This window comes from Pandoraea sp. NE5, from assembly GCF_024363545.1.
GTDB classification, from domain to species: domain Bacteria; phylum Pseudomonadota; class Gammaproteobacteria; order Burkholderiales; family Burkholderiaceae; genus Pandoraea; species Pandoraea cepalis.
Genome location: NZ_AP025517.1, coordinates 2,757,784 through 2,781,276 on the forward strand (window position 1 = coordinate 2,757,784; position 23,493 = coordinate 2,781,276).

The 23,493-nt window shown below is 63.8% G+C and carries 20 protein-coding genes; 7 read left to right on the forward strand and 13 right to left on the reverse strand.

Annotation, left to right across the window (positions count from 1 at the left end):
- Positions 1-12: 12 nt before the first annotated feature.
- Positions 13-912, reverse strand: a complete 900-nt coding sequence (locus PanNE5_RS12605) for a sulfurtransferase (RefSeq protein WP_261938075.1) — start codon at positions 910-912, stop codon at positions 13-15.
- Between the two features lie 217 nt (positions 913-1,129).
- On the opposite strand from PanNE5_RS12605, the gene dnaE reads away from it, so the two are divergent.
- Both dnaE and PanNE5_RS12615 read left to right on the forward strand, forming a co-directional pair.
- Positions 1,130-4,723, forward strand: coding sequence for a DNA polymerase III subunit alpha (gene dnaE, locus PanNE5_RS12610; RefSeq protein ID WP_026131748.1), 3,594 nt, complete (start codon positions 1,130-1,132; stop codon positions 4,721-4,723).
- Between the two features lie 74 nt (positions 4,724-4,797).
- Positions 4,798-5,649, forward strand: coding sequence for a glycosyltransferase family 2 protein (locus PanNE5_RS12615; RefSeq protein WP_017232849.1), 852 nt, complete (start codon positions 4,798-4,800; stop codon positions 5,647-5,649).
- A gap of 16 nt (positions 5,650-5,665) precedes the next feature.
- On the opposite strand, the gene PanNE5_RS12620 is transcribed toward PanNE5_RS12615, so the two are convergent.
- Both PanNE5_RS12620 and recQ read right to left on the reverse strand, forming a co-directional pair.
- The gene (locus PanNE5_RS12620) at positions 5,666-6,466 is read right to left on the reverse strand and encodes a glycosyltransferase family 2 protein (RefSeq protein WP_410007528.1); all 801 of its coding nucleotides are present in this window, start codon (positions 6,464-6,466) and stop codon (positions 5,666-5,668) included.
- Positions 6,467-6,513: 47 nt separating this feature from the next.
- Entirely contained in the window at positions 6,514-8,334 is a 1,821-nt protein-coding gene (gene recQ, locus PanNE5_RS12625) for a DNA helicase RecQ (protein WP_261938076.1), read from the reverse strand.
- Between the two features lie 160 nt (positions 8,335-8,494).
- On the opposite strand from recQ, the gene msbA reads away from it, so the two are divergent.
- The 5 genes from msbA to rfbC are packed head-to-tail and all read left to right on the forward strand — an operon-like array spanning position 8,495 to position 13,466.
- On the forward strand, positions 8,495-10,246 hold the full coding sequence (gene msbA / locus PanNE5_RS12630; protein WP_017232852.1) for a lipid A export permease/ATP-binding protein MsbA: 1,752 nt from the start codon (positions 8,495-8,497) through the stop codon (positions 10,244-10,246).
- Between the two features lie 57 nt (positions 10,247-10,303).
- Positions 10,304-10,885, forward strand: coding sequence for a peroxidase-related enzyme (locus PanNE5_RS12635; RefSeq protein WP_017232853.1), 582 nt, complete (start codon positions 10,304-10,306; stop codon positions 10,883-10,885).
- Between the two features lie 29 nt (positions 10,886-10,914).
- Positions 10,915-11,979 carry a dTDP-glucose 4,6-dehydratase gene (rfbB, locus tag PanNE5_RS12640; RefSeq protein ID WP_017232854.1) on the forward strand — a complete coding sequence of 355 codons (1,065 nt, stop codon included), beginning with the start codon at positions 10,915-10,917 and terminating at the stop codon, positions 11,977-11,979.
- Positions 11,980-11,986: 7 nt separating this feature from the next.
- Positions 11,987-12,874: a glucose-1-phosphate thymidylyltransferase RfbA gene (gene rfbA / locus PanNE5_RS12645; RefSeq protein ID WP_017232855.1), complete on the forward strand. Its 888-nt coding sequence runs from the start codon at positions 11,987-11,989 to the stop codon at positions 12,872-12,874.
- A gap of 43 nt (positions 12,875-12,917) precedes the next feature.
- Positions 12,918-13,466 carry a dTDP-4-dehydrorhamnose 3,5-epimerase gene (rfbC, locus tag PanNE5_RS12650; RefSeq protein ID WP_017232856.1) on the forward strand — a complete coding sequence of 183 codons (549 nt, stop codon included), beginning with the start codon at positions 12,918-12,920 and terminating at the stop codon, positions 13,464-13,466.
- 56 nt (positions 13,467-13,522) lie between these two features.
- On the opposite strand, the gene PanNE5_RS12655 is transcribed toward rfbC, so the two are convergent.
- The 10 genes from PanNE5_RS12655 to rsfS form a co-directional block, all read right to left on the reverse strand.
- The gene (locus PanNE5_RS12655) at positions 13,523-14,809 is read right to left on the reverse strand and encodes a cation diffusion facilitator family transporter (RefSeq protein WP_017232857.1); all 1,287 of its coding nucleotides are present in this window, start codon (positions 14,807-14,809) and stop codon (positions 13,523-13,525) included.
- A 30-nt stretch (positions 14,810-14,839) separates the two neighbouring features.
- Entirely contained in the window at positions 14,840-16,309 is a 1,470-nt protein-coding gene (gene rng / locus PanNE5_RS12660; RefSeq protein ID WP_017232858.1) for a ribonuclease G, read from the reverse strand.
- Between the two features lie 45 nt (positions 16,310-16,354).
- Positions 16,355-16,954 carry a Maf family protein gene (locus PanNE5_RS12665; protein ID WP_261938077.1) on the reverse strand — a complete coding sequence of 200 codons (600 nt, stop codon included), beginning with the start codon at positions 16,952-16,954 and terminating at the stop codon, positions 16,355-16,357.
- Between the two features lie 213 nt (positions 16,955-17,167).
- Positions 17,168-17,947 (reverse strand): glycerophosphodiester phosphodiesterase, encoded by a 780-nt coding sequence (gene ugpQ / locus PanNE5_RS12670; protein ID WP_261938078.1) that lies wholly within the window; start codon positions 17,945-17,947, stop codon positions 17,168-17,170.
- Positions 17,944-19,041 (reverse strand): sn-glycerol-3-phosphate import ATP-binding protein UgpC, encoded by a 1,098-nt coding sequence (locus tag PanNE5_RS12675; RefSeq protein WP_017232861.1) that lies wholly within the window; start codon positions 19,039-19,041, stop codon positions 17,944-17,946. Before PanNE5_RS12675 ends, ugpQ begins: the two co-directional genes overlap by 4 nt.
- A gap of 2 nt (positions 19,042-19,043) precedes the next feature.
- On the reverse strand, positions 19,044-19,889 hold the full coding sequence (gene ugpE / locus PanNE5_RS12680) for a sn-glycerol-3-phosphate ABC transporter permease UgpE (RefSeq protein WP_017232862.1): 846 nt from the start codon (positions 19,887-19,889) through the stop codon (positions 19,044-19,046).
- On the reverse strand, positions 19,886-20,782 hold the full coding sequence (ugpA, locus tag PanNE5_RS12685; RefSeq protein ID WP_017232863.1) for a sn-glycerol-3-phosphate ABC transporter permease UgpA: 897 nt from the start codon (positions 20,780-20,782) through the stop codon (positions 19,886-19,888). Before ugpA ends, ugpE begins: the two co-directional genes overlap by 4 nt.
- A gap of 157 nt (positions 20,783-20,939) precedes the next feature.
- Positions 20,940-22,271 (reverse strand): sn-glycerol-3-phosphate ABC transporter substrate-binding protein UgpB, encoded by a 1,332-nt coding sequence (gene ugpB / locus PanNE5_RS12690; RefSeq protein WP_017232864.1) that lies wholly within the window; start codon positions 22,269-22,271, stop codon positions 20,940-20,942.
- A gap of 263 nt (positions 22,272-22,534) precedes the next feature.
- Positions 22,535-23,005 (reverse strand): 23S rRNA (pseudouridine(1915)-N(3))-methyltransferase RlmH, encoded by a 471-nt coding sequence (gene rlmH, locus PanNE5_RS12695; protein ID WP_017232866.1) that lies wholly within the window; start codon positions 23,003-23,005, stop codon positions 22,535-22,537.
- Positions 23,006-23,032: 27 nt separating this feature from the next.
- Complete coding sequence (gene rsfS, locus PanNE5_RS12700; protein ID WP_017232867.1) at positions 23,033-23,473, reverse strand: ribosome silencing factor; 441 nt, start codon at positions 23,471-23,473, stop codon at positions 23,033-23,035.
- Positions 23,474-23,493 lie beyond the last annotated feature (20 nt).

The window sequence follows — 23,493 nt, forward strand, 5'->3', positions numbered from 1 at the left end:
CCACCGGCGCGCTCAGGCAGACGGGGCAGATGGCGCTGACGGGGCGGCAGTGATGGCCTTCTCAAGCGTGTTGGCCGCCGTGCGGCTGCCCACACACGCAGGACAATGCTCGCCTTCGACGTAAGCCGGGCTGCGCTGATCCTCGGCGGTGACCACGGCGCGACAGGCGAAGCACTGCTGGGTCGTCGACGGCGTGAGGTCTGGCGTGAGCGCCGTGCGGTAATCGAACACGAAGCAGTCGCCTTGATAGTGCGCGCCGCCAACGTCCTCGAAGTATTTGAGAATGCCGCCGTCGAGCTGATACGTATGCTCGAGGCCGATGTCGCGCATGTAGATCGCGGCCTTTTCGCACCGAATGCCACCGGTGCAGAACGACACGATGGTCTTGCCTTCGAAGTCATCGCGGTGAGCGGCAACGACGTCGGGGAATTCCGAGAATTTGGTCAGACGATAGTCGACGGCGTTGTCGAACGTACCGACATCGACTTCGAAGTCGTTGCGCGTGTCGAGCGTTACCACCGGGCGGCCTTCATCGTCCTGGCCGGCGTCGAGCCAGCGCTTGAGCGTGACCGGATCGATGCCGGGCGCCCGGCCGTCCGCCGGCTTGATGACCGGCATTTTCATCGTGATGATCTCTTTCTTCGGGCGCACCAGCATCCGGCGGAACGGCTGCGCCTCGGAGAGACTTTCCTTGACGGCCAGATCGGCGAACCGGGCGTCGGCGCGCAGTTCGGCGAGGAAGGCGTCGACGGCTTCGCGCGAGCCGGCCAGAAACAGGTTGATGCCCTCCGGCGCGAGCAGGATGGTGCCCTTCAGGTCGAGCGCCTGGCAGCGTGCCTGCAGGGCGGGACGGAGGGTCGCGATGTCGTCGAGCGTGACGAACTTGTACGCAGCGATGTTGACGATAGACATGGCAACGGGATTTCGCAAAAGCGTGAAGCAATAAAGCGCCATTATCGCCGATTCGGCGCGAACGCACTTTGATTTCACCCCGGATTTCGCCGAATCGGACAGCATCCCGGTCACGGCGGGGAGGAATTCCGAGTGCCCGCCCGGTCTCATCCGAAAAGCGCGCCAAAGTGGGACGTTTCGCGACGCGGGGCGCTGTATCCGGGGGCGGCGCGTTACAATACGGCCCATGTCAGAACCTCGCTTCGTCCACCTCCGTCTCCATTCCGAATACTCGATCGCCGATGGCATCGTGCGGCTCGACGACGTCGTCAAGGCCGCCGCCAAGGATGGTCAGGGCGCGCTCGCGCTGACCGACCTCGCGAACATGTTCGGCGCCATCCGTTTTTACAAGGAAGCCCGCGGCAAGGGCGTCAAGCCGATCATTGGCTGCGATGCCTGGATCACGAATCCGGTCGACCGCGACAAGCCGTCGCGGCTGTTGCTGCTCGCACGCGACAGAGAGGGCTATCTGAACCTGTGCCAGTTGCTCTCCAAGGCGTGGCTCGGCAACCAGTGGCGCGGGCGGGCGGAGATCGAATCGTCATGGCTCCAGGCCGACGGTCTGGCGCGCGGTCTGCTGGCACTCTCCGGGGCCCAGATGGGCGATGTCGGTGCGGCGCTGGCGGCCGGCAACCCCGAGCAGGCGCTGCAATGCGCGCAGCACTGGGCGAGCGTTTTCCCCGGGGCGTTTTATATCGAGTTGCAGCGCACCGGCCAGGCGGGCATGGAGATGTACGTGCAGCAGGCGGTGCAGCTGGCGGCGAAAGCGGGCCTGCCGGTCGTTGCCACGCATCCGATTCAGTTCATGACGTCGGACGACTTCACCGCGCACGAGGCGCGCGTGTGTATTTCCGAAGGCGAGATGCTGGGCAACGCGCGCCGTGTGCGGCGGTTCACGCAGGATCAGAGTTTCCGCACGCAGGACGACATGATCGCCGCGTTTGAAGACGTGCCCTCTGCAGTGGCGAATACCGTCGAGATTGCCAAGCGCTGCAACGTGACACTCGAGCTCGGCAAGCCGAAGCTGCCGCTGTTCCCCACGCCGGACGGCATGTCGCTCGACGACTATCTCGTGCACCTGTCCAAGGAAGGGCTGGAGACGCGTCTCGCCCAACTGTTCCCCGACGAGGCCGAGCGCGACGCGCAGCGTCCCGAGTATTACAAGCGGCTCGACTTCGAGACCGGCACGATCATCAAGATGGGCTTCCCCGGCTACTTCCTGATCGTGGCGGACTTTATCCAGTGGGCGAAGAACAATGGTGTCCCGGTAGGGCCGGGGCGCGGGTCGGGGGCGGGTTCGCTCGTGGCTTATGCGCTGGGCATCACCGACCTCGACCCGCTCAAGTACAACCTGCTGTTCGAGCGCTTCCTGAATCCGGAACGCGTTTCGATGCCCGACTTCGACATCGACTTCTGTCAGGACGGGCGCGATCGCGTCATTCAGTATGTGAAGGACAAATACGGCGCCGACGCCGTCTCGCAGATCGCAACGTTCGGCTCGATGGCCGCGAAGGCGGCGGTGCGCGACGTTGGCCGCGTGCTCGATCTGGGCTACAACTTCGTCGACGGTATCTCCAAGCTGATTCCGTTCAAGCCGGGCAAGCACGTCACCATCGACGACGCGCTCAAAGAAGAGCCGCAACTTGCCGAGCGCTTCCAGACCGAGGACGAAGTCAAGCAGTTGATCGAGCTGGCGCAGCGCGTTGAAGGCCTCACGCGTAACGTCGGCATGCACGCGGGCGGCGTGTTGATCGCACCGGGCAAGCTGACGGATTTCTGTCCCCTGTACACGCAGGGCAGCGGCGAAGATGCCAGCGGCGTGGTGAGCCAGTACGACAAGGACGACGTGGAAGCCGTCGGCTTGGTGAAGTTCGACTTTTTGGGTCTGACCACGCTGACGATCCTGAATTGGGCCGAGCGCTACATCAAGCGGCTGCATCCGGAGATGGCGGACTGGTCGCTCGACCAGGTTTCGCTCACAGATCCGGCCGCCTTCAGCATCCTGAAGAAAGCCAATACGGTGGCGGTGTTCCAGCTGGAAAGCCGCGGCATGCAGGGCATGTTGAAGGACGCCCAGCCGGACCGGTTCGAGGACATTATCGCGCTGGTGGCGTTGTATCGTCCGGGCCCGATGGACCTGATCCCGAGCTTCTGCGCCCGTAAGCACGGCCGCGAGAAGGTAGAGTACCCGGACCCGCGCGTCGAGCCGGTGCTCCAGGAGACCTACGGCATCATGGTCTACCAGGAGCAGGTGATGCAGATGGCGCAGATCATCGGCGGCTACTCGCTAGGTGGCGCCGATTTGTTGCGTCGCGCTATGGGCAAGAAGAAGGCTGAGGAGATGGCTCAGCACCGCGAGATTTTCGCGCAGGGTGCGGCGGCGAACGGCCTCACACGCGAAAAGTCGGACGAGATCTTCGACTTGATGGAGAAATTCGCGGGCTACGGTTTCAACAAGTCGCACGCCGCGGCGTACGCACTGCTGGCCTATTACACCGCGTGGCTGAAAGCACACCATCCCGCCGAATTCATGGCCGCCAATATGAGCTTGGCCATGGACGACACGGACAAGGTCAAGATTCTCTACGAAGACTGCCTGACCAGCGCCAATGGCCTGGGCGTGCTGCCCCCGGATGTGAACGTCTCCGCCTATCGATTCGAGCCGGCCGACGCGAAGACGGTGCGTTACGGCCTGGGCGCGATCAAGGGGAGCGGTCAGTCGGCCATCGAGGAAATTCTGCGGGCGCGCGAAGGGAAACCGTTCACCGATCTGTTTGACTTCTGCGCCCGCATCGATCGTCGTGTGGTGAACCGTCGCACGATCGAAGCGCTCATTCGTGCCGGTGCCTTCGACAGCATTCATGCCAATCGTGCGCAGTTGATGGCGTCGGTGCCGTTGGCGATGGAAGCCGCGGAGCAGGCGAGTGCGGCGGCCAATCAGGTCAGCCTGTTCGATCTTGGTGACGAAAGCCTGCAGGCGCCGCTCGAGCTGGCCGACGAGCCGGCCTGGACCGACAAGCGCAAGTTGCAGGAAGAGAAGCAGGCGCTCGGCTTCTATCTGTCGGGCCACATGTTCGATTCCTACGCCGAGGAAGTGCGGCGCTTCGTCCGGACCCGCATTCGAGACCTGACAGAGGGCCGCGACAGGCTGGTCGCCGGCGTGATTGCCAGCATGCGCACGATGATGACCCAGCGCGGCAAGATGCTGATCGTACAGCTCGACGACGGCACGGCAACGCTCGAAGTCACGATCTTCAACGAGCAGTTCGAAGCGAACAAGCACCTCTTCAAGGAAGACGAACTACTCATCGTGCAGGGCAACGCACGCCCGGACAGCTTCACCGGCGGCCTGCGCTTCACCGTGGAGAGCTTGATGGATCTCGGCCGTGCGCGGGCGCGTTTCGCGCGTGCGCTCAAGTTGTCGTTCAACGGCAATGCCGATTGGACGCGCCTGCGCGCCACGCTGCAACCGCACTGCACGATGTACCGCGTCGCGGCAATGGCAGGCGCGGGCGGCGGTTCCCGTGGGGGCGGCGGCGGCTTCAACGGCGGCGGAGGCGGCGGTGGCGGTGGCCGGAGCGGTGCCTTCGGACGTCGCAATGACGACGACAACGACAAGCAGAACGGCTTGCCGGTGCACATCGTGTATCGCCGTCCTGATGCCGAATGCGAGTCGCGACTGGGTGACGACTGGAAGGTCCAGCCGGGCGACGAATTGCTCGGCGAGCTTCGCCAGTGGCTCACGACCGATTCGGTACAAATCATCTATTGAGGCAGGCGAGGCGGTGCGGCGTTGCATGACGCCGCGAGATGCCGTGCGTCTTTCGATACAACAAGGAAATCCGGATGTTCTCCATCATCGTTCCGACGTGGAACAATCTCGCCTTGCTGCAACTTTGCGTGCGCAGCATTCGCGAGAATTCGAGTCATCCGCATCAGATCATCGTCCACATCAACGACGGCTCAGACGGCTCGCTCGACTGGGTGCGGGCCGAGGGGATCGAGCATACGGCGTCGCCGGACAACATCGGTATCTGCTACGCCGTGAATCAGGCGGCAGCGCTTGCCCGTGAAAAGTACATCGTCTACCTGAACGACGACATGTATTGCTGCCCGGGCTGGGATCGTGCGCTGATCGAGCGTGCCGAAGCCATGCCCGACAAGGCCTTCATGCTCTCGGGCACTATGATCGAGCCGGTCGACACCGGCAATCCCTGCGTGCTTGTGCAGGACTTCGGCCGCGACGTCGATACGTTCGATGAGGCGGGGCTGCTCGCTGCCGTGCCGACCTACCGCAAGCCGGACTGGTTCGGCGCCACTTGGCCGCCGACGCTCGTGCACCGCGATTGGTGGTTTCTCGTCGGCGGTTACAGCACCGAGCTTAGCCCTGGCATGAGCAGCGACAATGACTTCTCGATGAAGATGTGGGCAGCGGGCGCACGCCGTTTCGTTGGCGTTGGCGCGAGCCTTGTGTACCACTTTCAGTGCAAGAGTACGGGCAAGGTGGTGAAGAACGACGGTCGCACGCAGTTTCTGCGCAAGTGGGGCATGACACAGTCCATTTTCGACCGCTATTACCTGCGCCGTGGCAAGCCGGTGCCGGCAGGTAACGACGGACGGCTGCCCGAGCCGGTCAATGACGGCAAGCTGCGCTGGGAATTGTTCCGCTCGCGTGTGAAGCGGGCGCTCGCCAAGTAATTGGGCCGAGGGTGCGTCAGGCGTCTGCGCGCCGCAGCAGCGCGTACTTCAGAAACGCGCTGCGGGCATTCATCCGCGCAATCGCGGCGCCCGTGGCGCCGTCGAGAAATCCTCTGCGCAGTAAATACGTGCGCACGAACGCCCATCCGCCATTGATCCAAGGTTTCAGCGGCGAGACGCGTTTGCCGCGCAACGCCATCTCCGTCGCCCCCGCGCGCGCATACCGCTGAACCTTGTCTTCGACCTGACGAACCTCGGTATAGCTGTAATGCAGCAGGTGATGCGCAAGGGTGCCGATCTCGCCGTCGACGATCACCCGCTCGTGCACGAGATTGTCGGAGAAGCGTCCGGCCTCGCGCCGAAACAGTCGCAACACGTAGTCCGGGTACCAGCCGCAATGCCGCACCCAGTGTCCGAGGAACTGCGACAGGCGAGGCATGCGGAAGCCCGCGTAGCCGCCGCGGTCACTGCTGGCAATCGCCGCCGCAATCTCGGCCGCCAGTTCTGGCGTGACGCGTTCATCGGCGTCGAGTGACAGCACCCAGGGCTGTGTCGCAAGCGACAGCGCGCGATTCTTCTGGGGGCCGAAGCCGGGCCAGTCGTCGGTGACGTGCACCTCGGCGCCTGCGGCGCGAGCGATGTCCGTCGTGCCGTCCGTGCTCGCGTTATCGAGCACGACGATCTGCGACGCCAACGACTGCACCGACGTGATGCAATCGGCAATGTTGTGACGCTCGTTGCGCGTGAGAATCGTTACCGTGAGCGGCAGACGCGGCGAACATTCGAGCGAGGTGGCAGGCGATGAAGCTTCAATCATGACAACTCACGAAATGGCGGCGTCCGATTGCCGGACCCGCGCGGTGATCAAGCGTTGGCAACGTCGTTGAGCAACTCGACAAGCGCTTCACCGTAGCGTTCGATCTTGGCTTCGCCGAGTCCGGTGATATCGGCCAACCCCTCGCGATGGCGGGGGCGACGCTGGGCGAGTTCGCGCAGTGTCCGGTCGTGCAGGATAACGTAGGCGGGCACCTGCTGCGTCTTGGCGATCTCCTGCCGCCAGGCCCGCAGCTTTTCGAACAGTTGCTGATCGGCAGTATCCAGCTCGATCGCCTGCGACGACGCATACCCGGCAAAACGGCTCTTCTTTCCGACGGAGGCCCGCTGGCGCCGCAACGACAGTGTCGTTTCCCCCTTGAGCACCGGGCGTGCCGCCGCGTTGAGCGTCAGCGCGCCGTATTGGCTGCTGTCGGGCTCGATGATGCCATGCGCGATCAACTGCCGGAACACCGCGCGCCAGCCTTGATCGTCGAGTTCACCGCCAACGCCGAACGTCGGCAGGGCTTCGTGCCCGAACTGACGAATCTTGTCGGTGCTGCGCCCGCGCAGCAGATCGACCAGATGCCCGGCGCCAAAACGCTGGCCCGTACGCAGTATGGCCGAGAGGGCCTTCTGGGCGGCGATGGTCCCGTCGAAGACTTCGGGCGGACTCAGGCAGACATCGCAGTTGCCGCACGGCGCGCTCGATTCGCCAAAATACGACAGCAGCACGGTGCGGCGGCAGCGCGGCGCTTCACAATAGCCGAGCAGGGCGTCGAGTTTCTGGCGTTCGATGCGCTTTTGCTGGTCGGGAGCGTTCGACTCGTCGATGCGGCTGCGATGCACCACGACGTCGTTCAGCCCATACGTCATCCAGGCTTCGGCGGGTTCGCCGTCGCGCCCCGCGCGCCCCGTCTCCTGATAGTAGGCTTCGAGGCTCTTGGGCAAATCCAGGTGGGCGACGAAACGCACGTCGGGCTTGTCGATGCCCATGCCGAAGGCGACCGTGGCCGACATCACCAGCCCTTCCTCGCGCAGGAAGCGCTGTTGGTGCGTGCGGCGCACGTCCGCGTCCAGCCCTGCGTGATAGGGCAGGGCCGGAATGCCCTGCGTCTCGAGCCAGGCGGCGGTTTCTTCCACCTTCTTGCGCGACAGGCAATAGACGATGCCCGCCTCGCCCCGGTGCCGCCCCAGAAACGCGAGCAACTGCTTGCGGGGATTGTCGCGATCGACGATCTCGTAGCGAATGTTCGGCCGGTCGAAGCTCGAGACGAACAACCGCGCCTCGGTCAGGCCAAGCCGCGTCTGGATGTCCTCGCGCGTCGCGGCGTCCGCCGTGGCGGTCAGCGCGATGCGCGGTACGCGCGGATAACGTTCGTGAAGTGCCGAGAGCTGAATGTATTCGGGACGGAAGTCATGCCCCCATTGCGAGACGCAATGCGCCTCGTCGATGGCGAACAGCGCCAGTTGCCCGCGCGCGTCGAGTCGGTCGAGCAGGTCGAGAAAACGATCGGTCAGCAAGCGCTCGGGCGCCACGTAGAGCAGATCGAGTTCGCCGCGGGCGGCGCGGCGCTCGGTATCGAGCGCTTCGTCGAAGCCGAGACTGGAGTTCAGATAGGCCGCGCGCACCCCGGCTTGCAGCAGCGCATCGACCTGGTCCTGCATGAGCGCGATGAGCGGCGAGACGACGATGCCGATGCCGGGGCGCAGCAACGCGGGGATCTGATAACACAGGGACTTGCCGCCGCCGGTCGGCATCAGCACAAGCGCGTCGCCCCCGTCGGCCACGTGGTCGACGATAGCGGCCTGATCGCCACGGAATGCGTTATAGCCGAATACGGTACGGAGGACTTCGAGTGCGCTTGCCATGGGCGGGAGTATACCGGTTCCCCCCGGCTGCGGCGCGCATCGGCCCCGAGCGCGGCCATTGTGATGAATTTTGCGGTGATGTCCGAGTCAGGCTCGGACGTGTCCCGGCAAGACCGGCCGGTACGATAGAATAGCGGTTTTTCCGCCGTCCCCCACCTACATGAGCGCACCGCACAAGCCCGTCGGACCGATTCTTCGGCGTCTGCTGGGCTATCTTCAGCCGTATTGGCACATGGGCCTGCTGGCCGTTCTCGCCATGGCGCTCGTGGCCGCGACCGAAGCGGCCATTCCGGCCGTCCTCAAGCCGGTGCTCGACAAGGGGTTCTCGGGCCAGGATCCATGGAATCTGTGGTACGTGCCTGCCGCCGTGATCGGTCTGGCTGTCATCCGGGGGGTAGCGCAATATTCGGCCAACTACATGCTCTCGTGGGTGTCCAACCGCGTGCTGCTCGACCTGCGGGTGCGCATGTTCGACCGCCTGCTGCATGCACCGGCCGTCTTCTATCAACGCGAGACGACGAGCACGCTCATCAATGCGCTCGTCTATGAAGTCAACCAGGTGCTCGGCGTACTGACCACGGTGCTCATCACGCTCGTGCGCGATTCGCTCACTGTCGTCGGCCTGCTGGGCTACCTGTTCTATCTGAACTGGCGCCTTACGCTCGTCGTGGCCGTGATTCTGCCGTTCATCGGCTGGCTCGTCGGCAAGATCAACCGGCGCCTGCGTCGTTTGAACCGCGAGCAGCAAACGCTGACCAATGCACTGTCGTACGTGGTCGAAGAGGCCGTGGGCGGCTACAAGGTGGTGAAGATCCACAACGGCGAAGCGTACGAAAAGTCGCGCTTCGACAAGATGACGAGCACGCTGCGCGGTTATGCCATGCGCGTGACCGTCTCAGGCGGTCTGGCGCAGCCGGTGACGCAGGCCCTCGCCTCGCTGGCACTGGCCATCGTCATTACGGTGGCGATGATCGAGTCGTCGTCGGGCGAGATGACCGTGGGCGGCTTCACGGCCTTCGTCACGGCGCTGCTGCTGGTCGTCTCCCCGCTCAAGCATCTGATGGATGTCAACCAGCCGCTGCAGCGCGGCGTGACGGCCGCGGAGCTGATTTTCGAAGTCATGGATGTCGAAGTCGAGCCGACCGGCGGCGAGCGCACGCTCGAGCGCGCCAAGGGGCGCGTGACGTTCGATCAGGTGAGCTTCCACTATGGTGCCAGCGAGCGTCCGACGCTCGATCGGATCTCGCTCGAGGTGGCGCCCGGTGAGATGGTGGCGCTGGTGGGGCCCTCCGGCAGCGGCAAGACCACGCTGGTCAATCTGGTGCCGCGCTTCTACGATCCGACCGGTGGCCGGATTCTGCTCGACGACATTGCGCTGACGGACCTGCGCCTGGCCGATCTGCGTCGTCAAATTGCGTTCGTGAGCCAGGACGTCGTGCTGTTCAACGACACCATCGCCGCAAACGTGGCCTACGGCCAAGAGATCGACGCCGAGCGCGTGCAGGCAGCGCTGCGGGCGGCCAATCTGGCCGATGCGGTCGCGGCCATGCCCGAAGGCGTCGAAACGCTCGTGGGCGACAACGGCATGCGCCTGTCGGGCGGTCAGCGTCAACGTCTGGCCATCGCACGCGCGATTTACAAGGATGCCCCGATCCTGATCCTGGACGAAGCAACGTCCGCGCTGGATTCGGAGTCCGAGCGCCACGTGCAGGCCGCGCTGGAAGTCTTGATGGAAGGGCGAACCACGCTGGTGATCGCGCACCGCCTCTCGACCATTGAGCGCGCCGACCGGATCGTCGTGCTTGAACACGGCCGCATCGTGGAGCAGGGCTCGCACCAGGCGCTGGTGGCGCATAATGGCCTCTACGCGCATCTGCACCGTATTCAGTACGCGCAGCAGCAGGACGCCTGACGTCGCCGTCGCGTCGCGAACGTCAGCGCTTATCCGCCCGACCTGGAGAAGATCACGATGAGTCAGCCGCCGATCAGCCGTTTCCCTGTGCCCGACCTTGCCGCGTTGCCGGCCGATATTCGGGCACGTATCGACGACGTGCAGGAAAAGGCCGGCTTCATCCCGAACGTGTTCCTCACGCTGGCGCATCGCCCCGCTGAATTCCGCGCTTTTTTTGCGTATCACGATGCGCTGATGGCCAAAGAAGGCAATCTGAGCAAAGGCGAACGCGAGATGATCGTGGTCGCCACGAGCGCGGTGAATCAGTGTCTGTATTGTGTCGTTGCACACGGTGCGCTGGTGCGCATTTATGAAAAGCAGCCGCTGCTCGCCGATCAGGTGGCCGTCAACTATCTGAAGGCGGACCTGAGCGCGCGTCAGCGGGCGATTCTCGACTATGCGATGAAGGTGTGCGAGCGCTCCCACGAAGTCGGCGACGACGATTACGCGGCGCTGCGCCAACACGGTCTCGACGACGAGGACATCTGGGACATCGCCGCGATCACGGCGTTTTTCGGCATGTCCAACCGCATCGCCAACGCCATTTCGATGCGGCCGAACGACGAATTCTTTTTGATGGGACGCGTGCCGCGCAAGTAAGGCCGCTCCCCCTTCTTTATTTTTAGCCCATGATCTTTGTGACTGGCGGTGCCGGGTTTATCGGTGCGAATTTCGTTCTTGACTGGCTCGTGCAGCATGACGAACCTGTGTTGACCATCGATAAGCTGACTTACGCGGGCAATCTCGCCAATCTTGCGGGTATCGAGCATGACCGGCGGCATCGCTTTGCCCAAGTCGATGTCTGCGACCGCGACGCCCTCGGTCGGCTGTACGCCGCGCATCGGCCGCGCGCGGTGCTGCACTTCGCGGCGGAGAGCCACGTCGACCGTTCCATCCACGGCCCAGGTGACTTCGTGCAGACGAACATCGTCGGCACGTTCACGATGCTCGAAGCCGCACGCGCCTATTGGGGAACGCTCGACGGCGAGGCGCGCGATGCCTTCCGCTTCCTGCACGTCTCGACGGACGAAGTCTATGGCTCACTGAGCCCGAGCGATCCGGCCTTCACCGAGACCACGCCGTACGCCCCCAACAGCCCGTACTCGGCGTCGAAGGCCGGTTCCGACCATCTGGTGCGTGCCTATCACCACACCTATGGCCTGCCGGTGCTCACGACCAACTGCTCGAACAACTACGGCCCGTACCAATTCCCCGAAAAGCTTATCCCGCTGGTGATCGCCAATGCGCTGGCCGGCAAGCCGTTGCCGATCTATGGCGACGGCAGCAACGTGCGCGACTGGCTGTATGTCGGCGACCATTGCTCCGCCATTCGCGAGGTGCTCGCCAGAGGCGTCACGGGCGAGGTGTACAACGTGGGCGGCTGGAACGAGCAGAACAACCTGTCGGTCGTGAAGCACCTGTGTGCACTGCTCGATGAACTGTCGCCGCGCACCGACGGCAAATCGTACGGCGATCAGATCACGTTCGTCACCGACCGGCCGGGCCACGACCGCCGCTATGCCATCGACGCGCGCAAGCTCGAGCGCGAACTGGGCTGGCGCCCGGCCGAGACGTTCGAGACCGGCATGCGCAAGACGGTACAGTGGTACCTCGCCAACGGGGAGTGGGTGCGCCAGGTGCAGTCAGGCGAATACCAGCGCTGGATCGAAACGCACTATCAAAAGAACGACTGAGGCACGCATGAGTATCAAGCGCAAGGGCATCATTCTCGCGGGCGGCTCCGGCACCCGACTGTATCCGGCGACGCTCGCCGTCTCTAAGCAGTTGCTCCCGGTCTACGACAAGCCGATGATCTATTACCCGTTGTCCACGCTGATGCTGGCGGGGATTCGGGACGTGCTGATCATCTCGACGCCGCAGGACACGCCGCGCTTCGAGCAACTGCTGGGCGACGGCAGTCAGTGGGGATTGAACCTGCAATACGCCGTGCAACCGTCGCCGGACGGACTGGCGCAGGCATTCCTGATCGGCGCGGACTTCATCGGTCGCGACCCATGCGCGCTGGTGCTTGGCGACAATCTGTTCTACGGCCACGATTTCGCGTCACTACTTTCGGCAGCGAATAACCAGACGGAAGGGGCTTCTGTGTTCGCCTACCGCGTGCACGATCCAGAGCGATACGGCGTGGTGACGTTCGATGAAAGCGGCAAAGCCATCGACCTCGTCGAGAAACCCAAGGCGCCGAAGTCGCGCTACGCCGTGACCGGTTTGTACTTCTGCGACAACGACGTCATAGAGATTGCTCGCTCGATCAGGCCGTCGGCGCGTGGTGAGCTGGAAATCACCGACGTCAACAACGAATACCTGCGTCGCGGCAAGCTCAACGTCCAGATCATGGGGCGGGGTTATGCATGGCTGGATACCGGCACGCACGAATCGATGCTCGAGGCGAGCACATTCATCCAGACGATCGAAAGCCGTCAGGGCCTGAAGGTCGCATGCCCCGAAGAGATCGCATACCGGCGCGGCTGGATCGATGCCGCCGCCATCGAGGCACTCGCGCAACCGCTCGCCAAGACCGGTTACGGCCAATACTTGCTCTCGATGTTGCGCGAGCGGTTGTTCTGAGCTTGCCGCGACGCTTTCCTTCGATCCTAACCGGTATCTCGCTATGCAAGTGACTCCCACCGCCATTCCTGCCGTTCGCGTGATCGAACCGAAGGTCTTTGGCGACGCTCGCGGCCATTTCTTCGAGAGCTTCAACCAACGCGGCTTCGACAACGCGCTCGGCGAGGCGCTCACATTCGTGCAGGACAACCAGTCGCGCTCGGTCCGTGGCGTACTGCGCGGCCTGCACTACCAGGTCAAGCAACCACAGGGCAAGCTCGTGCGCGTGCTGCACGGCGAAATCTACGACGTGGCGGTCGATATTCGTGAAGGCTCGCCGACCTTCGGCAAGTGGGTCGCGGAGGTGCTGAGCGCCGAAAGCAAGAAGCAGCTATGGATCCCGGTAGGTTTCGCCCACGGTTTCGTGGTGACGTCGGAGACGGCCGAAGTGCTGTACAAGACCACGGATTACTGGGCGCCGCAGTTCGAGCGCTGCATTCGCTGGGACGACCCGACGCTTGCGATTCCCTGGCCGCTCGACGGCATCACGCCGATCGTCTCGGACAAGGATCGGCAGGGCATGCTGTTCTCGGAGTACCGGCACGAAGACTGATGTCGCCTACGGAACACCGTTCCGTAGGGGTACCCTCGGCCGCTTCAGCCCGGTCGTCAATCGACGGCGGGGCCGGCGGCGGCCGTGGCTTTTGCGGGCGGCGCTGCGCGGTTGGCGACGTCTGCCTCGCCCGGTGCGGCAGACGTGTCGCCCGTCACCCGCAGTATTCTCACGGCGCGCAGGCCAAAGCGCGCGGTGAGCGCATCGGCCACGCTCTGCGACGACGGTTCGATGCCGTCGTCGATGGGCACGCCCTCCGCGCCCGAACTTGCCGGTTCACGCAGCCCTTCGACAATCACGTCGGCTTCCAGCCCGTTGTTCAGATAGTGCAGTTTGACGTCGTGCAGCGCCAGCGCATTGGCGCGGCACAGCGCCTCTGCCGCGCTGACCACGACCGAGCGCGCAGGCCATTGCTGCAATGCGGTGCCCTTGGTGTCGCTCTCCGGATCGACGTGTACGAGTACATCGAGAATCTGCGGCTCCAGCATGACCGTCGCGCGCGCCTGTTCCGCGATGTAGTGTCCCTCCGAGACCGACAGACGCGCATCGACGAGGATGTGCACATCGACGACGATTTCATCGCCCATGCGCCGCGTGCGCAGCATGTCGATGGTGCGCACGCCGGGCGTCGCGAGTAGCCGTTCCCGAATGGTGACAGTCGTGGCGTCGTCCACGCCGCGATCGATGAGATCCTGCAACGCGTTCCAGCCGAACTTCCACCCGGTGCGTCCGATCATCAGTCCCACGAGGGCGGCGGCCAGCGGGTCGAGAATGCGATAGCCCGCAAGGTTGCCCAGAATACCGAACGCCACGACGAGCGACGAGAGCGCGTCGGAGCGCGCGTGCCACGCATTGGCCACGAGCATCGCCGAGCGCACGCGCTGCGCGGCGCGCAGCATATAGCGAAAGAGGCCTTCCTTGCTGACCAGCACCAGAACCGCAACGACCAGCGCGATCATGTGCACTTCCGGAATGTCTTCCGGATGCAGCAGCCGCTCGATGCCGCGCCAGAGCATTCCCGCCCCCACCACGAGCAGAATGACGCCAAGAAACAACGACGCCGCGTTTTCGTAGCGGCTATGACCGTAGGGGTGGTCGGCGTCCGGCGCACGGGCGCTGCCCCTTGCGGCGGCCAGCACGACGAAGTCCGAGACGATGTCCGAGAGCGAGTGAATGCCGTCGGCAATCAATGCCTGCGAACGGGCGAAGATGCCGATGACGATCTGCGCCGTCGTGAGCACGATATTGACCCAGATGCTGACCCAGGTTGTCTTGCGCGCGACAGCGTGTTTGTCGAGCGCCTCGCTCGATGCCGCCAGGTTGTCGTAGTTCGAGTAGGGCATGACGTCGGAACGTGGGAGCGTTGAGTGCGGTTACATCAAAATGATGTCGTACTGTTCCTGATGGAACGACGACTCCACCTGCAGCGAAATCGGCTTGCCGATGAAGTCGATCAGCATCGCGAGATGCTGAGACTCCTCTTCGAGGAACAGATCGACGACTTCCTGCGAGGCGATCAGGCGGAATTCGCGCGGATTGAACTGACGCGATTCGCGCAGAATCTCGCGCAGAATGTCGTAGCACAGCGTGCGCGGCGTCTTGACCTGTCCCTTGCCCTGACAGACGGCACACGGCTCGCACAGCACATGGGCGAGCGACTCGCGCGTGCGCTTGCGGGTCATTTCGACGAGTCCGAGCTGGGAGAAGCCGTTCACGGTAATGCGCGTCCGGTCGCGGGCGAGCGCCTTCTTCAGTTCGGCGAGCACCGAATCGCGATGCTCGGTGTTCTCCATGTCGATGAAGTCGATGATGATGATCCCGCCCAGATTGCGCAGCCGCAACTGGCGCGCGATCATCAAGGCCGCTTCGAGGTTCGTTTTGAAGATCGTGTCGTCGAAGTTGCGTGCGCCGACGTAGCCGCCGGTGTTCACGTCGATGGTCGTCATCGCCTCGGTCTGATCGATCATCAGATACCCGCCGGACTTCAGATCGACGCGACGCGACAACGCCCGCTCGATTTCCGTCTCGACGTTGTACAGGTCGAACAGCGGCCGCTCGCCGGTGTAATGCGTGAGCTTGCCGAGCACCGCCGGTGTATAAGTGGTCGCGAATTCGGCCAGCTTCTGGAACGTCTCGCGCGAGTCGACCAGGATTTTGCCCGTCTCCTCGTGCACGAAATCGCGCAGCACGCGCTGGGCAAGGTTCAGATCCTGATACAGCAGGGCAGGCGCAGGCACGCGCGTGCTCTGCTCGCCGATGGTTTGCCAGGACTTGCGCAGATAGGCGATGTCGTTCGCCAGTTCGGCGTCCGCCGCGTCTTCCGCGATGGTGCGCACGATGAAGCCGCCTTTCTCGTCGGCCGGCACGAGCGCCTGGATCTTGCTGCGCAGCGCCTCGCGCTCCGCTTCGCTCTCGATGCGCTGCGAAATGCCGATGTGGGGCTCCTGCGGTAGGTAGACGAGCGTGCGCCCGGCAATGCTGATCTGCGTCGACAGGCGCGCGCCCTTGGTGCCGATCGGATCCTTGATGACCTGCACCATCAGCGTCTGCCCCTCGAACACCGTTTTCTCGATAGGCGGCTGCGGATGCGGCGTGGAGGTGTCGTTGTTCGTACGCGGATGCCAGATATCGGCCACGTGCAGGAACGCCGCTCGCTCCAGCCCGATATCGATGAACGCCGATTGCATGCCTGGCAGCACGCGCACGACCTTGCCCAGATAGATGTTGCCGACCAGGCCGCGCGAGAGCGTGCGCTCGATGTGCAATTCCTGCACGGCACCGAGCTGCATGAGTGCCACACGGGTTTCCTGTGGCGTGATGTTGACCAGAATGTCTTCGTTCATAGAGTGTCGACCCGACTCAATAAGGCTTGGCAAATTCGGTAAGCGTCAGAAGTCGACGCCGGCCTGGCGCAACAGCGCGGCGGTCTCGCACAGCGGTAGCCCCATGATGCCGGAGTAGCTGCCATCGATGCGCAGCACGAATTCGGCGGCCTTGCCCTGAATACCGTATGCCCCTGCCTTGCCTCTCGGCTCGCCCGAGGCGACGTAACGCTCGATCTCTTCACGGCGCATCGGCCGGAACCAGACATGCGAGATGTTCACTGCCTGATGGATCCGGCCGTCGGCGCAGACGGCCACGGCGGTCAGCACACGATGGCGTGTGCCCGACAGACGGGCGAGTACGGCACAGGCGTCGGCGTCGTCGAAAGGCTTGCCGAGGATGGTGCCGTCCAGGCATACCGTCGTGTCGGCCGCCAGAATGGGGGCGCCAGGCAGGCCTGCGCGGGCGAGGCGCGTGAGCGCCGCTTCGGCCTTGGCACGCGTGACGCGCTGCACGTAGTCGTCCGGTGGCTCTCCCGGCAGCACGGCTTCGAGTGCTTCGGCGTCCTCGTGGGCGCCCGGCAGCAGCAGCTCGAAACGAACGCCGAGCTGTTGCAACAGTTCCTGGCGGCGGGGACTTTGCGACGCGAGATAGATGTACGGCATGGCGGCTTGGCTTGAATTCGTCCAGCCCGGCACACGGCTTCGCAACGACTGGCAAGCGCGTGCACCGGGCCGCGGGATGGGCTGGGCGAGGGGGAACGCCCTATTATGCCGCCTTGCGCTCACGCCCGCCAGCGCGCGCGGGGGCAGACGGCGATGTCGACGGGAAAACGGGCGGATTGCCGCGGATTGCCGAGGACTCCGCGGGGCAAGCGTTCAAGCGTCGGCGAGGAAGTCGGCGCCGATCAGGTCGATGCGGTCGGTGCAGATGGCATCGACACCCCACGCCGCCAGTTCACGTGCACGGGCCGGATCGTTGACCGTGTAGACCAGCATTTGCAGGCCGGCCGCCTTGATCTGTGCGACCTGCGGGCCGTCGAGCGGCTGATGGCTCGCGTGCAGCGAGACGGTGCCGAGCTGGCGGGCGTCCTCGCGCCAATGCGCCGGAATGGCCTCGTACAGCATGCCGCGCGGCAGGTCGGGGACAGCGGCCGCCGCGGCGTCGAGCGCGTCGTACGAGAACGACGAGAGCAACGGCGGCTGGGCCTGTCCGGCCCACAGCGCCTGCACGGCCTGGGCGACCCGCTTGCCCGTTTCCGCCTCGCGGCCCGGGCACGGTTTGATTTCGACGTTCGCCGCCAGCCCCAGCGCAATACAGCGCTCGGCCACTTGGGCGAGGGTCGGCATCGCCTGACCCGCGAAGCGCTCGCCAAACCAACTGCCGGCATCGAGTTTTGCGATGTCGGCGTAGGTCATTTGCGCGGCAGCGCCGTGCCCGTTGCTGGTCCGATCGACCGTGTCGTCGTGCAGCAGGAAGACGGTGTTATCCGCCGAGAGCTTGGCATCGAACTCGACCATGCGCAGGCCGAGCGAGGCCCCCATCTCGAACGCGGCCAACGTGTTTTCCGGGGCCAGCTTACCGCCGCCACGGTGCGCGACGATGCGGGGATAGGGCCAGGCGGGCCACAAACGCGTCGGTGTCGAGGGGGCGGTCATGCTTCGACTCGCTTGCCGGTCGTCGGATCGAACAGGTGCAACGCCTTGGCCGAGATGGCCAGCGGCACCACCGTACCCGCCGCCGGCCGCATCTCGTGCGGCAGACGCACCGTGACGGGCTGCTCGCCCCAGCGGCCATGCGCCAGATTGTCGGCGCCGAGCAGTTCGAGCTGATCGACGAGGATGTTGGTCTGCGCGGCAAAGGCACCCAGGCCGTTGTGCTGCTCGGCGGGCACCAGATGTTCGGGGCGCACGCCGAGCATGAGTTCACGGTTGGCATACGCCATGCTCGTGGGCGGCAGACGCAGGGCCGGCCCGCCACCGTCGACCTCGAACGTACGGCCTTCCGAGTCTACGCGGCCCTTGAGCAGGTTCATGGCGGGCGAGCCCATGAAGCTCGCCACGAACAGCGATGCGGGGCGCTCGTACACATCCGTCGGGGTGCCGATCTGCTCGGCGTAGCCCTTGTTCATGACGATCACGCGATCCGCCAACGTCATCGCCTCGATTTGATCGTGGGTGACATACAGGCTGGTGGTCTTGAGGCGCGCGTGCAGCCGCTGGATTTCCAGACGCATTTGCACACGCAGCTTGGCATCGAGGTTCGAGAGCGGTTCGTCGAACAGGAATACCGCGGGCTCACGCACGATCGCGCGGCCCATGGCCACGCGCTGGCGCTGACCGCCCGAGAGTTCGCGCGGCTTGCGTGCGAGCAGGGGTTCCAGTTCCAGAATGCGTGCGGCGGTGAGCACGCGCTCGTCGATGATCTTCTTGTCGATGCCGCGGATCTTCAAGCCGTACGACATGTTTTGGCGCACATCCATGTGCGGATAAAGCGCGTAGTTCTGGAACACCATCGCGATATTGCGATCCTTCGGCTCCAGTTCATTGACGACTTGCGAGCCGATCAGGATGCTGCCTTCGCTGACCGATTCGAGGCCGGCCACCATGCGCAGCAGCGTCGACTTGCCGCAACCGGAGGGGCCGACGATGACCACGAATTCGCCGTCTTCGATGTCGATGTCGACACCGTGCAGGACATAGTTCTTCCGGTCGTAGGTTTTTTTGACGCGATGGAGTTTGAGATTTGCCATGATTACTTTTCCGAATCGACCAGACCGCGCACGAACCAACGCTGCATGAGCAGGACCACCGCGAGGGGCGGCAACATGGCGAGCAGCGTGGCGCTCATGACGAGTTGCCATTGGGTGGCGGTGTCGCCGCTGCCGATCATGCTCTTGATGCCGACCACGGCCGTCGTCATCGACGGGGCGTTGGTCACCAGAATCGGCCACAGGTACTGATTCCAGCCATAGATGAAGGTGATGACGAACAGCGCCGCGATGTTCGTTTTCGAGAGCGGCAACACCACGTCGACGAAGAAGCGCATCGGGCCGGCGCCATCGATGCGCGCGGCTTCGACGAGTTCGTCGGGCAGCGTCATGAAGAACTGCCGGAACAGGAACGTGGCCGTGGCCGACGCGATAAGCGGCAGCGTCATGCCCGTGTAGGTGTTGATGAGGCCGAGGGTCGAGATCACCTGTACCGTTGGGAAGATCCGCACTTCGACCGGCAGCATCAGCGTGACGAAGATCAGCCAGAAGAACAGATTGCGCAACGGGAAACGGAAATACACGATGGCGAAGGCCGACAGGATCGACACCGAGATCTTGCCGATGGTGATGACCAGCGCCATGAACAGGCTGTTGCCGAGCATTAGCCCAAACGGCATGGCGGAATCGCCCGTGCCCTGATTCCACACGGTGGCAAGGTTCTGGAGCAGGTGTGTGCTCGGGATGAGCGACAACGGAACGTTGAAGATTTCGCGCTCGTTCATGGTGGCGGCGACGAACGCCACATAGAGCGGGAAGACGACCAACAGCACGCCGATGACCAGCATGACGTGGCAGAAGATATCCAGGCCGCGACGATTCTCGATCATGCGTATTGCACCTTGCGTTCAATGAAACGGAACTGCACGACCGTGAGCACGATGACGATGACCATCAGCACCACCGACTGGGCAGCCGAGCTGCCGAGGTCGAGCCCCTTGAAGCCTTCCGAGTAGATCTTGTAGATCAGCGTCATGGTCGACTGACCCGGCCCACCGCCGGTCGCGGCATCGATCACCGGGAACGTGTCGAAGAACGAGTACACGAGGTTGACCACGAGCAGGAAGAACGTCGTCGGCGAAATCAGCGGCAACACCAGCCCGAAGAAGCGCCGGATCGGCCCGGCGCCGTCGATGGCCGCCGCTTCCACGAGCGAGCGCGGAATCGCCTGCAAACCCGCGTAGAAGAACAGGAAGTTGTAGCTGATCTGCTTCCAGATCGAGGCGAGCACGACGAGGAACATCGCCTGGCCGCCATTGAGCGCGTGATTCCACTCGATGCCGAGCTTCGCCAGGCCGTAGGTGACAAGCCCGATGCTCGGATTGAACAGGAAGGCCCACAGTACGGCCGCGATGGCCGGTGCCACCGCGTAGGGCCAGATGAGCAGCGTCTGGTAGGTGCGCTTGCCCCGCGTGACCCGGTCGGCCATGGCCGCGAGCAGCAACGAGATGACCAGTCCGCAGACCGTCACCAACCCGCTGAAGATCATCGTGGTGCGAAACGACGCGAGGTAGAGCGGGTCGCGCCATAGCGAAACGAAGTTGTCCAGGCCGACGAACTCACTGGACAGCCCAAAGGCGTCCTGCGCCGATGTCGATTGCCACAGGGCCTCGCCCGCGGGCCACAGGAAGAACACGACGGTGATAAGGAGCTGCGGGGCGACGAGCGCGTAGGGCAGCCAGCCGGTTCCGAAGCGAGGGCGTTCTCTGGAGTTATGCGCCATAACGTAATGAGCAGAAAAAACCAACCCGGCCCGTGTTGTCGACGGGCCGGGTGGTCATAGTAACGTCGCGACGGTAACGCCGCAATGCGCGCCGCGAACGCCATTCATTCGCCAATTCGCCGGCTTGGCGTGCGCGATCGTGCGTTTTGAGGACGGCTTAGCCGCCTTGTTTCTGGAAGCGGCGCAGCAGCTCGTCGCCACGGGCGACGGCCTTGTCCAGCGCGGCTTTGGGCGTTTGCTTGCCGCTCCACACGCCTTCGAGTTCCTCGTCGACCACCGTGCGAATCTGCGGCATGTTGCCCAGGCGCAGACCCCGCGTGAACGGCAGAGGCGGCTTGTTGAGCATCTGCTTGATGGCCACGTCGGCGCCGGGGTTCTTCGCGTAGAAGCCTTGCTTCTCGGTCAGTTCATAGGCGGCCTTCGTCACCGGCAGGTAACCGGTATCCTGGTGCCACTTCGCCGCCACCGCGGGCGACGCGAGGTAGTTCAGGAACTTGGCCACGCCCTTGTACTCGGCGGACGATTTGCCAGCGAGCACCCACAGGCTGGCGCCCCCGATCATGGCATTCTGCGGTGCACCCTTCACGTTGGCATCGTACGGCATCATGCCCACGCCATAGCTGAACTTGGCGTACTTGGCGATGTTGGCGAGGGCGCCCGATGAGGTAATGGCAATGCCGCAGTCGCCGCTGTAGAACTTCGAGGTCACTTCATCCTTGCGGCCCACATACGTGAACGTGCCTTCCTTGGCCATGTCGGCCAGGAACTGGATGTGCTTGATCTGCTGCGGGCCGTTGAAGTTCAGCTTGGCGTCAAGACCGTCGAAGCCGTTGTTCTTCGTGGCGAACGGCAGGGCATGCCAGGCGCTGTAGTTTTCGAGTTGCGTCCAGCCCTGCCAGCCGGTGCTGAAACCGCACGACAGGCCGGCGGCCTTGAGCTTCTCGGCGTCGGTCTTCACGTCGGCCCAGGTCTTCGGCGGGGTATTCGGATCGAGGCCCGCCTTCTTGAAGGCGTCCTTGTTGTAATACAGCACCGGGGTCGAGCTGTTGAACGGCATCGACACGAGATGGTTGGTCTTGCTGTCCGCGTAGTAGCTCGCCACGGTCGGCACGAACGCCGCTTCGTCGAACGGCTCGCCGGCGTCCTTCATGACTTGCCACACCGGCTTGACCGCCTTCTTGGCTTGCATCATCGTGGCCGTACCCACTTCGTACACCTGAAGAATGGCCGGTGCGTTACCGGCGCGGAACGCGGCGATACCGGCGGCCAGTCCCTGCTCGTAGTTGCCCTTGTAGATCGGGACAATCTTGTAGTCGCTTTGCGACGCGTTGAAATCGTTGGCGATCTGATTGACGCGATCGCCGAGGGCCGATTCCATCGAGTGCCAGAACTGAATCTCGGTTGCGGCCAGGGCCGACGTGCTCATGCCGAACGCCATTGCAGCGCCAACGCCGGCCAAAACGATACTTCGCAGGGACGGTTGCTTCATGCCAATCTCCGGTGGTTCACGAGAAGTCTAGTTGTTGTTCGCGGTGCGAACCTTGCAGCGCGGGCTAGACTACCACGTCATTGTGTTTTTTCCACCCGCAGCGCACAACGCGTGTTGCATGGCGGCGTCTAAGGGGATTGACAATCGTCTGGGGATGCCGGGCAGCGAGGCGTTGCGCGCGATTTGGCGTGCGGCGCAACGCGACGTTGCACCGCACAAGACGAATTGACTTATTTCCGACTTATTTCTGACCTGGTGTGTCGTCAGACGCGGTGATAGGGATGATTGGCATTGATGCTCCACGCGCGGTAGAGCTGCTCGGCGAGCAATACCCGCACCATACCGTGGGGCATCGTCAGGCTGGAGAGCCGGATGAGGGTGTCGGCGCGCGCCTTGAGGGCCGGGTCGAGGCCGTCTGCGCCGCCGATCACGAACGCCACGTCGCGCCCGTCTTGCTGCCAGCCGGTGAGCGATTGGGCCAGACGCATCGTCGTGAGGTCCTGTCCGCGTTCGTCCAGGCACACGAGGCGGCAGCCACGCGGCAGGGCCGCATCGATGCGCTGCGCTTCGGCCGCCATCACCGTCTCGGCCGTGCGGGAGTTGGAGCGTTGCTCCGGTTTGATTTCCTTGAGTTCGATACGCAGCTCGGGCGGCATGCGCTTGGCGTACTCGGCGAAAGCGGTCTCGATCCAGCCGGGCATCTTGTGCCCGACCGCGAGTATGAACAGACGCATGTCGGCTGAGTTCCGCGCAGTGCCGGCTTACTTTGCCTTGCGGCGTGCGGGGGCCGGCGCGTCGACGGCGTCGTCCTCGTCGTCTTCGTGATCTTCCGCGCTGGCCTTGGCGCCGGCCTTGGTACCGGCCGCTTTCAGGCGCACGGGCTTCTCGCCCCAGATCTCTTCGAGGTTGTAGTACTGGCGCAGGGCCGGCTGCATGATGTGCACGATGACGTCGCCCGTGTCGACCAGCACCCATTCGCCGACGTCTTCGCCTTCCATGCTGACGATGTCGCCGCCGGCGGCCTTGACCTTGTCCCGCACGCTTGCGGCGAGCGCCTTGGTCTGGCGATTGGACGTGCCGCTCGCGATGATCACGCGCTCGAACAGGGCGGTGAGGTGCTCGGTGTTGAACACCTTGATGTCCTGGGCCTTGACGTCTTCGAGGGCGTCGACGATCAGGCGCTGAAGTTTACGAATATCCATAGTGCGTCTTTTTGGTGAAA

Bases quoted from the DNA above. Each gene is read 5' to 3' on its own strand.
- PanNE5_RS12605 (WP_261938075.1), bottom strand. From the start codon at position 912: ATGTCTATCGTCAACATCGCTGCGTACAAGTTCGTCACGCTCGACGAC.
- PanNE5_RS12615 (WP_017232849.1), top strand. From the start codon at position 4,798: ATGTTCTCCATCATCGTTCCGACGTGGAACAATCTCGCCTTGCTGCAA.
- PanNE5_RS12620 (WP_410007528.1), bottom strand. From the start codon at position 6,466: ATGATTGAAGCTTCATCGCCTGCCACCTCGCTCGAATGTTCGCCGCGT.
- recQ (WP_261938076.1), bottom strand. From the start codon at position 8,334: ATGGCAAGCGCACTCGAAGTCCTCCGTACCGTATTCGGCTATAACGCA.
- msbA (WP_017232852.1), top strand. From the start codon at position 8,495: ATGAGCGCACCGCACAAGCCCGTCGGACCGATTCTTCGGCGTCTGCTG.
- PanNE5_RS12635 (WP_017232853.1), top strand. From the start codon at position 10,304: ATGAGTCAGCCGCCGATCAGCCGTTTCCCTGTGCCCGACCTTGCCGCG.
- rfbB (WP_017232854.1), top strand. From the start codon at position 10,915: ATGATCTTTGTGACTGGCGGTGCCGGGTTTATCGGTGCGAATTTCGTT.
- rfbA (WP_017232855.1), top strand. From the start codon at position 11,987: ATGAGTATCAAGCGCAAGGGCATCATTCTCGCGGGCGGCTCCGGCACC.
- rfbC (WP_017232856.1), top strand. From the start codon at position 12,918: ATGCAAGTGACTCCCACCGCCATTCCTGCCGTTCGCGTGATCGAACCG.
- PanNE5_RS12655 (WP_017232857.1), bottom strand. From the start codon at position 14,809: ATGCCCTACTCGAACTACGACAACCTGGCGGCATCGAGCGAGGCGCTC.
- rng (WP_017232858.1), bottom strand. From the start codon at position 16,309: ATGAACGAAGACATTCTGGTCAACATCACGCCACAGGAAACCCGTGTG.
- PanNE5_RS12665 (WP_261938077.1), bottom strand. From the start codon at position 16,954: ATGCCGTACATCTATCTCGCGTCGCAAAGTCCCCGCCGCCAGGAACTG.
- ugpQ (WP_261938078.1), bottom strand. From the start codon at position 17,947: ATGACCGCCCCCTCGACACCGACGCGTTTGTGGCCCGCCTGGCCCTAT.
- PanNE5_RS12675 (WP_017232861.1), bottom strand. From the start codon at position 19,041: ATGGCAAATCTCAAACTCCATCGCGTCAAAAAAACCTACGACCGGAAG.
- ugpE (WP_017232862.1), bottom strand. From the start codon at position 19,889: ATGATCGAGAATCGTCGCGGCCTGGATATCTTCTGCCACGTCATGCTG.
- ugpA (WP_017232863.1), bottom strand. From the start codon at position 20,782: ATGGCGCATAACTCCAGAGAACGCCCTCGCTTCGGAACCGGCTGGCTG.
- ugpB (WP_017232864.1), bottom strand. From the start codon at position 22,271: ATGAAGCAACCGTCCCTGCGAAGTATCGTTTTGGCCGGCGTTGGCGCT.
- rlmH (WP_017232866.1), bottom strand. From the start codon at position 23,005: ATGCGTCTGTTCATACTCGCGGTCGGGCACAAGATGCCCGGCTGGATC.
- rsfS (WP_017232867.1), bottom strand. From the start codon at position 23,473: ATGGATATTCGTAAACTTCAGCGCCTGATCGTCGACGCCCTCGAAGAC.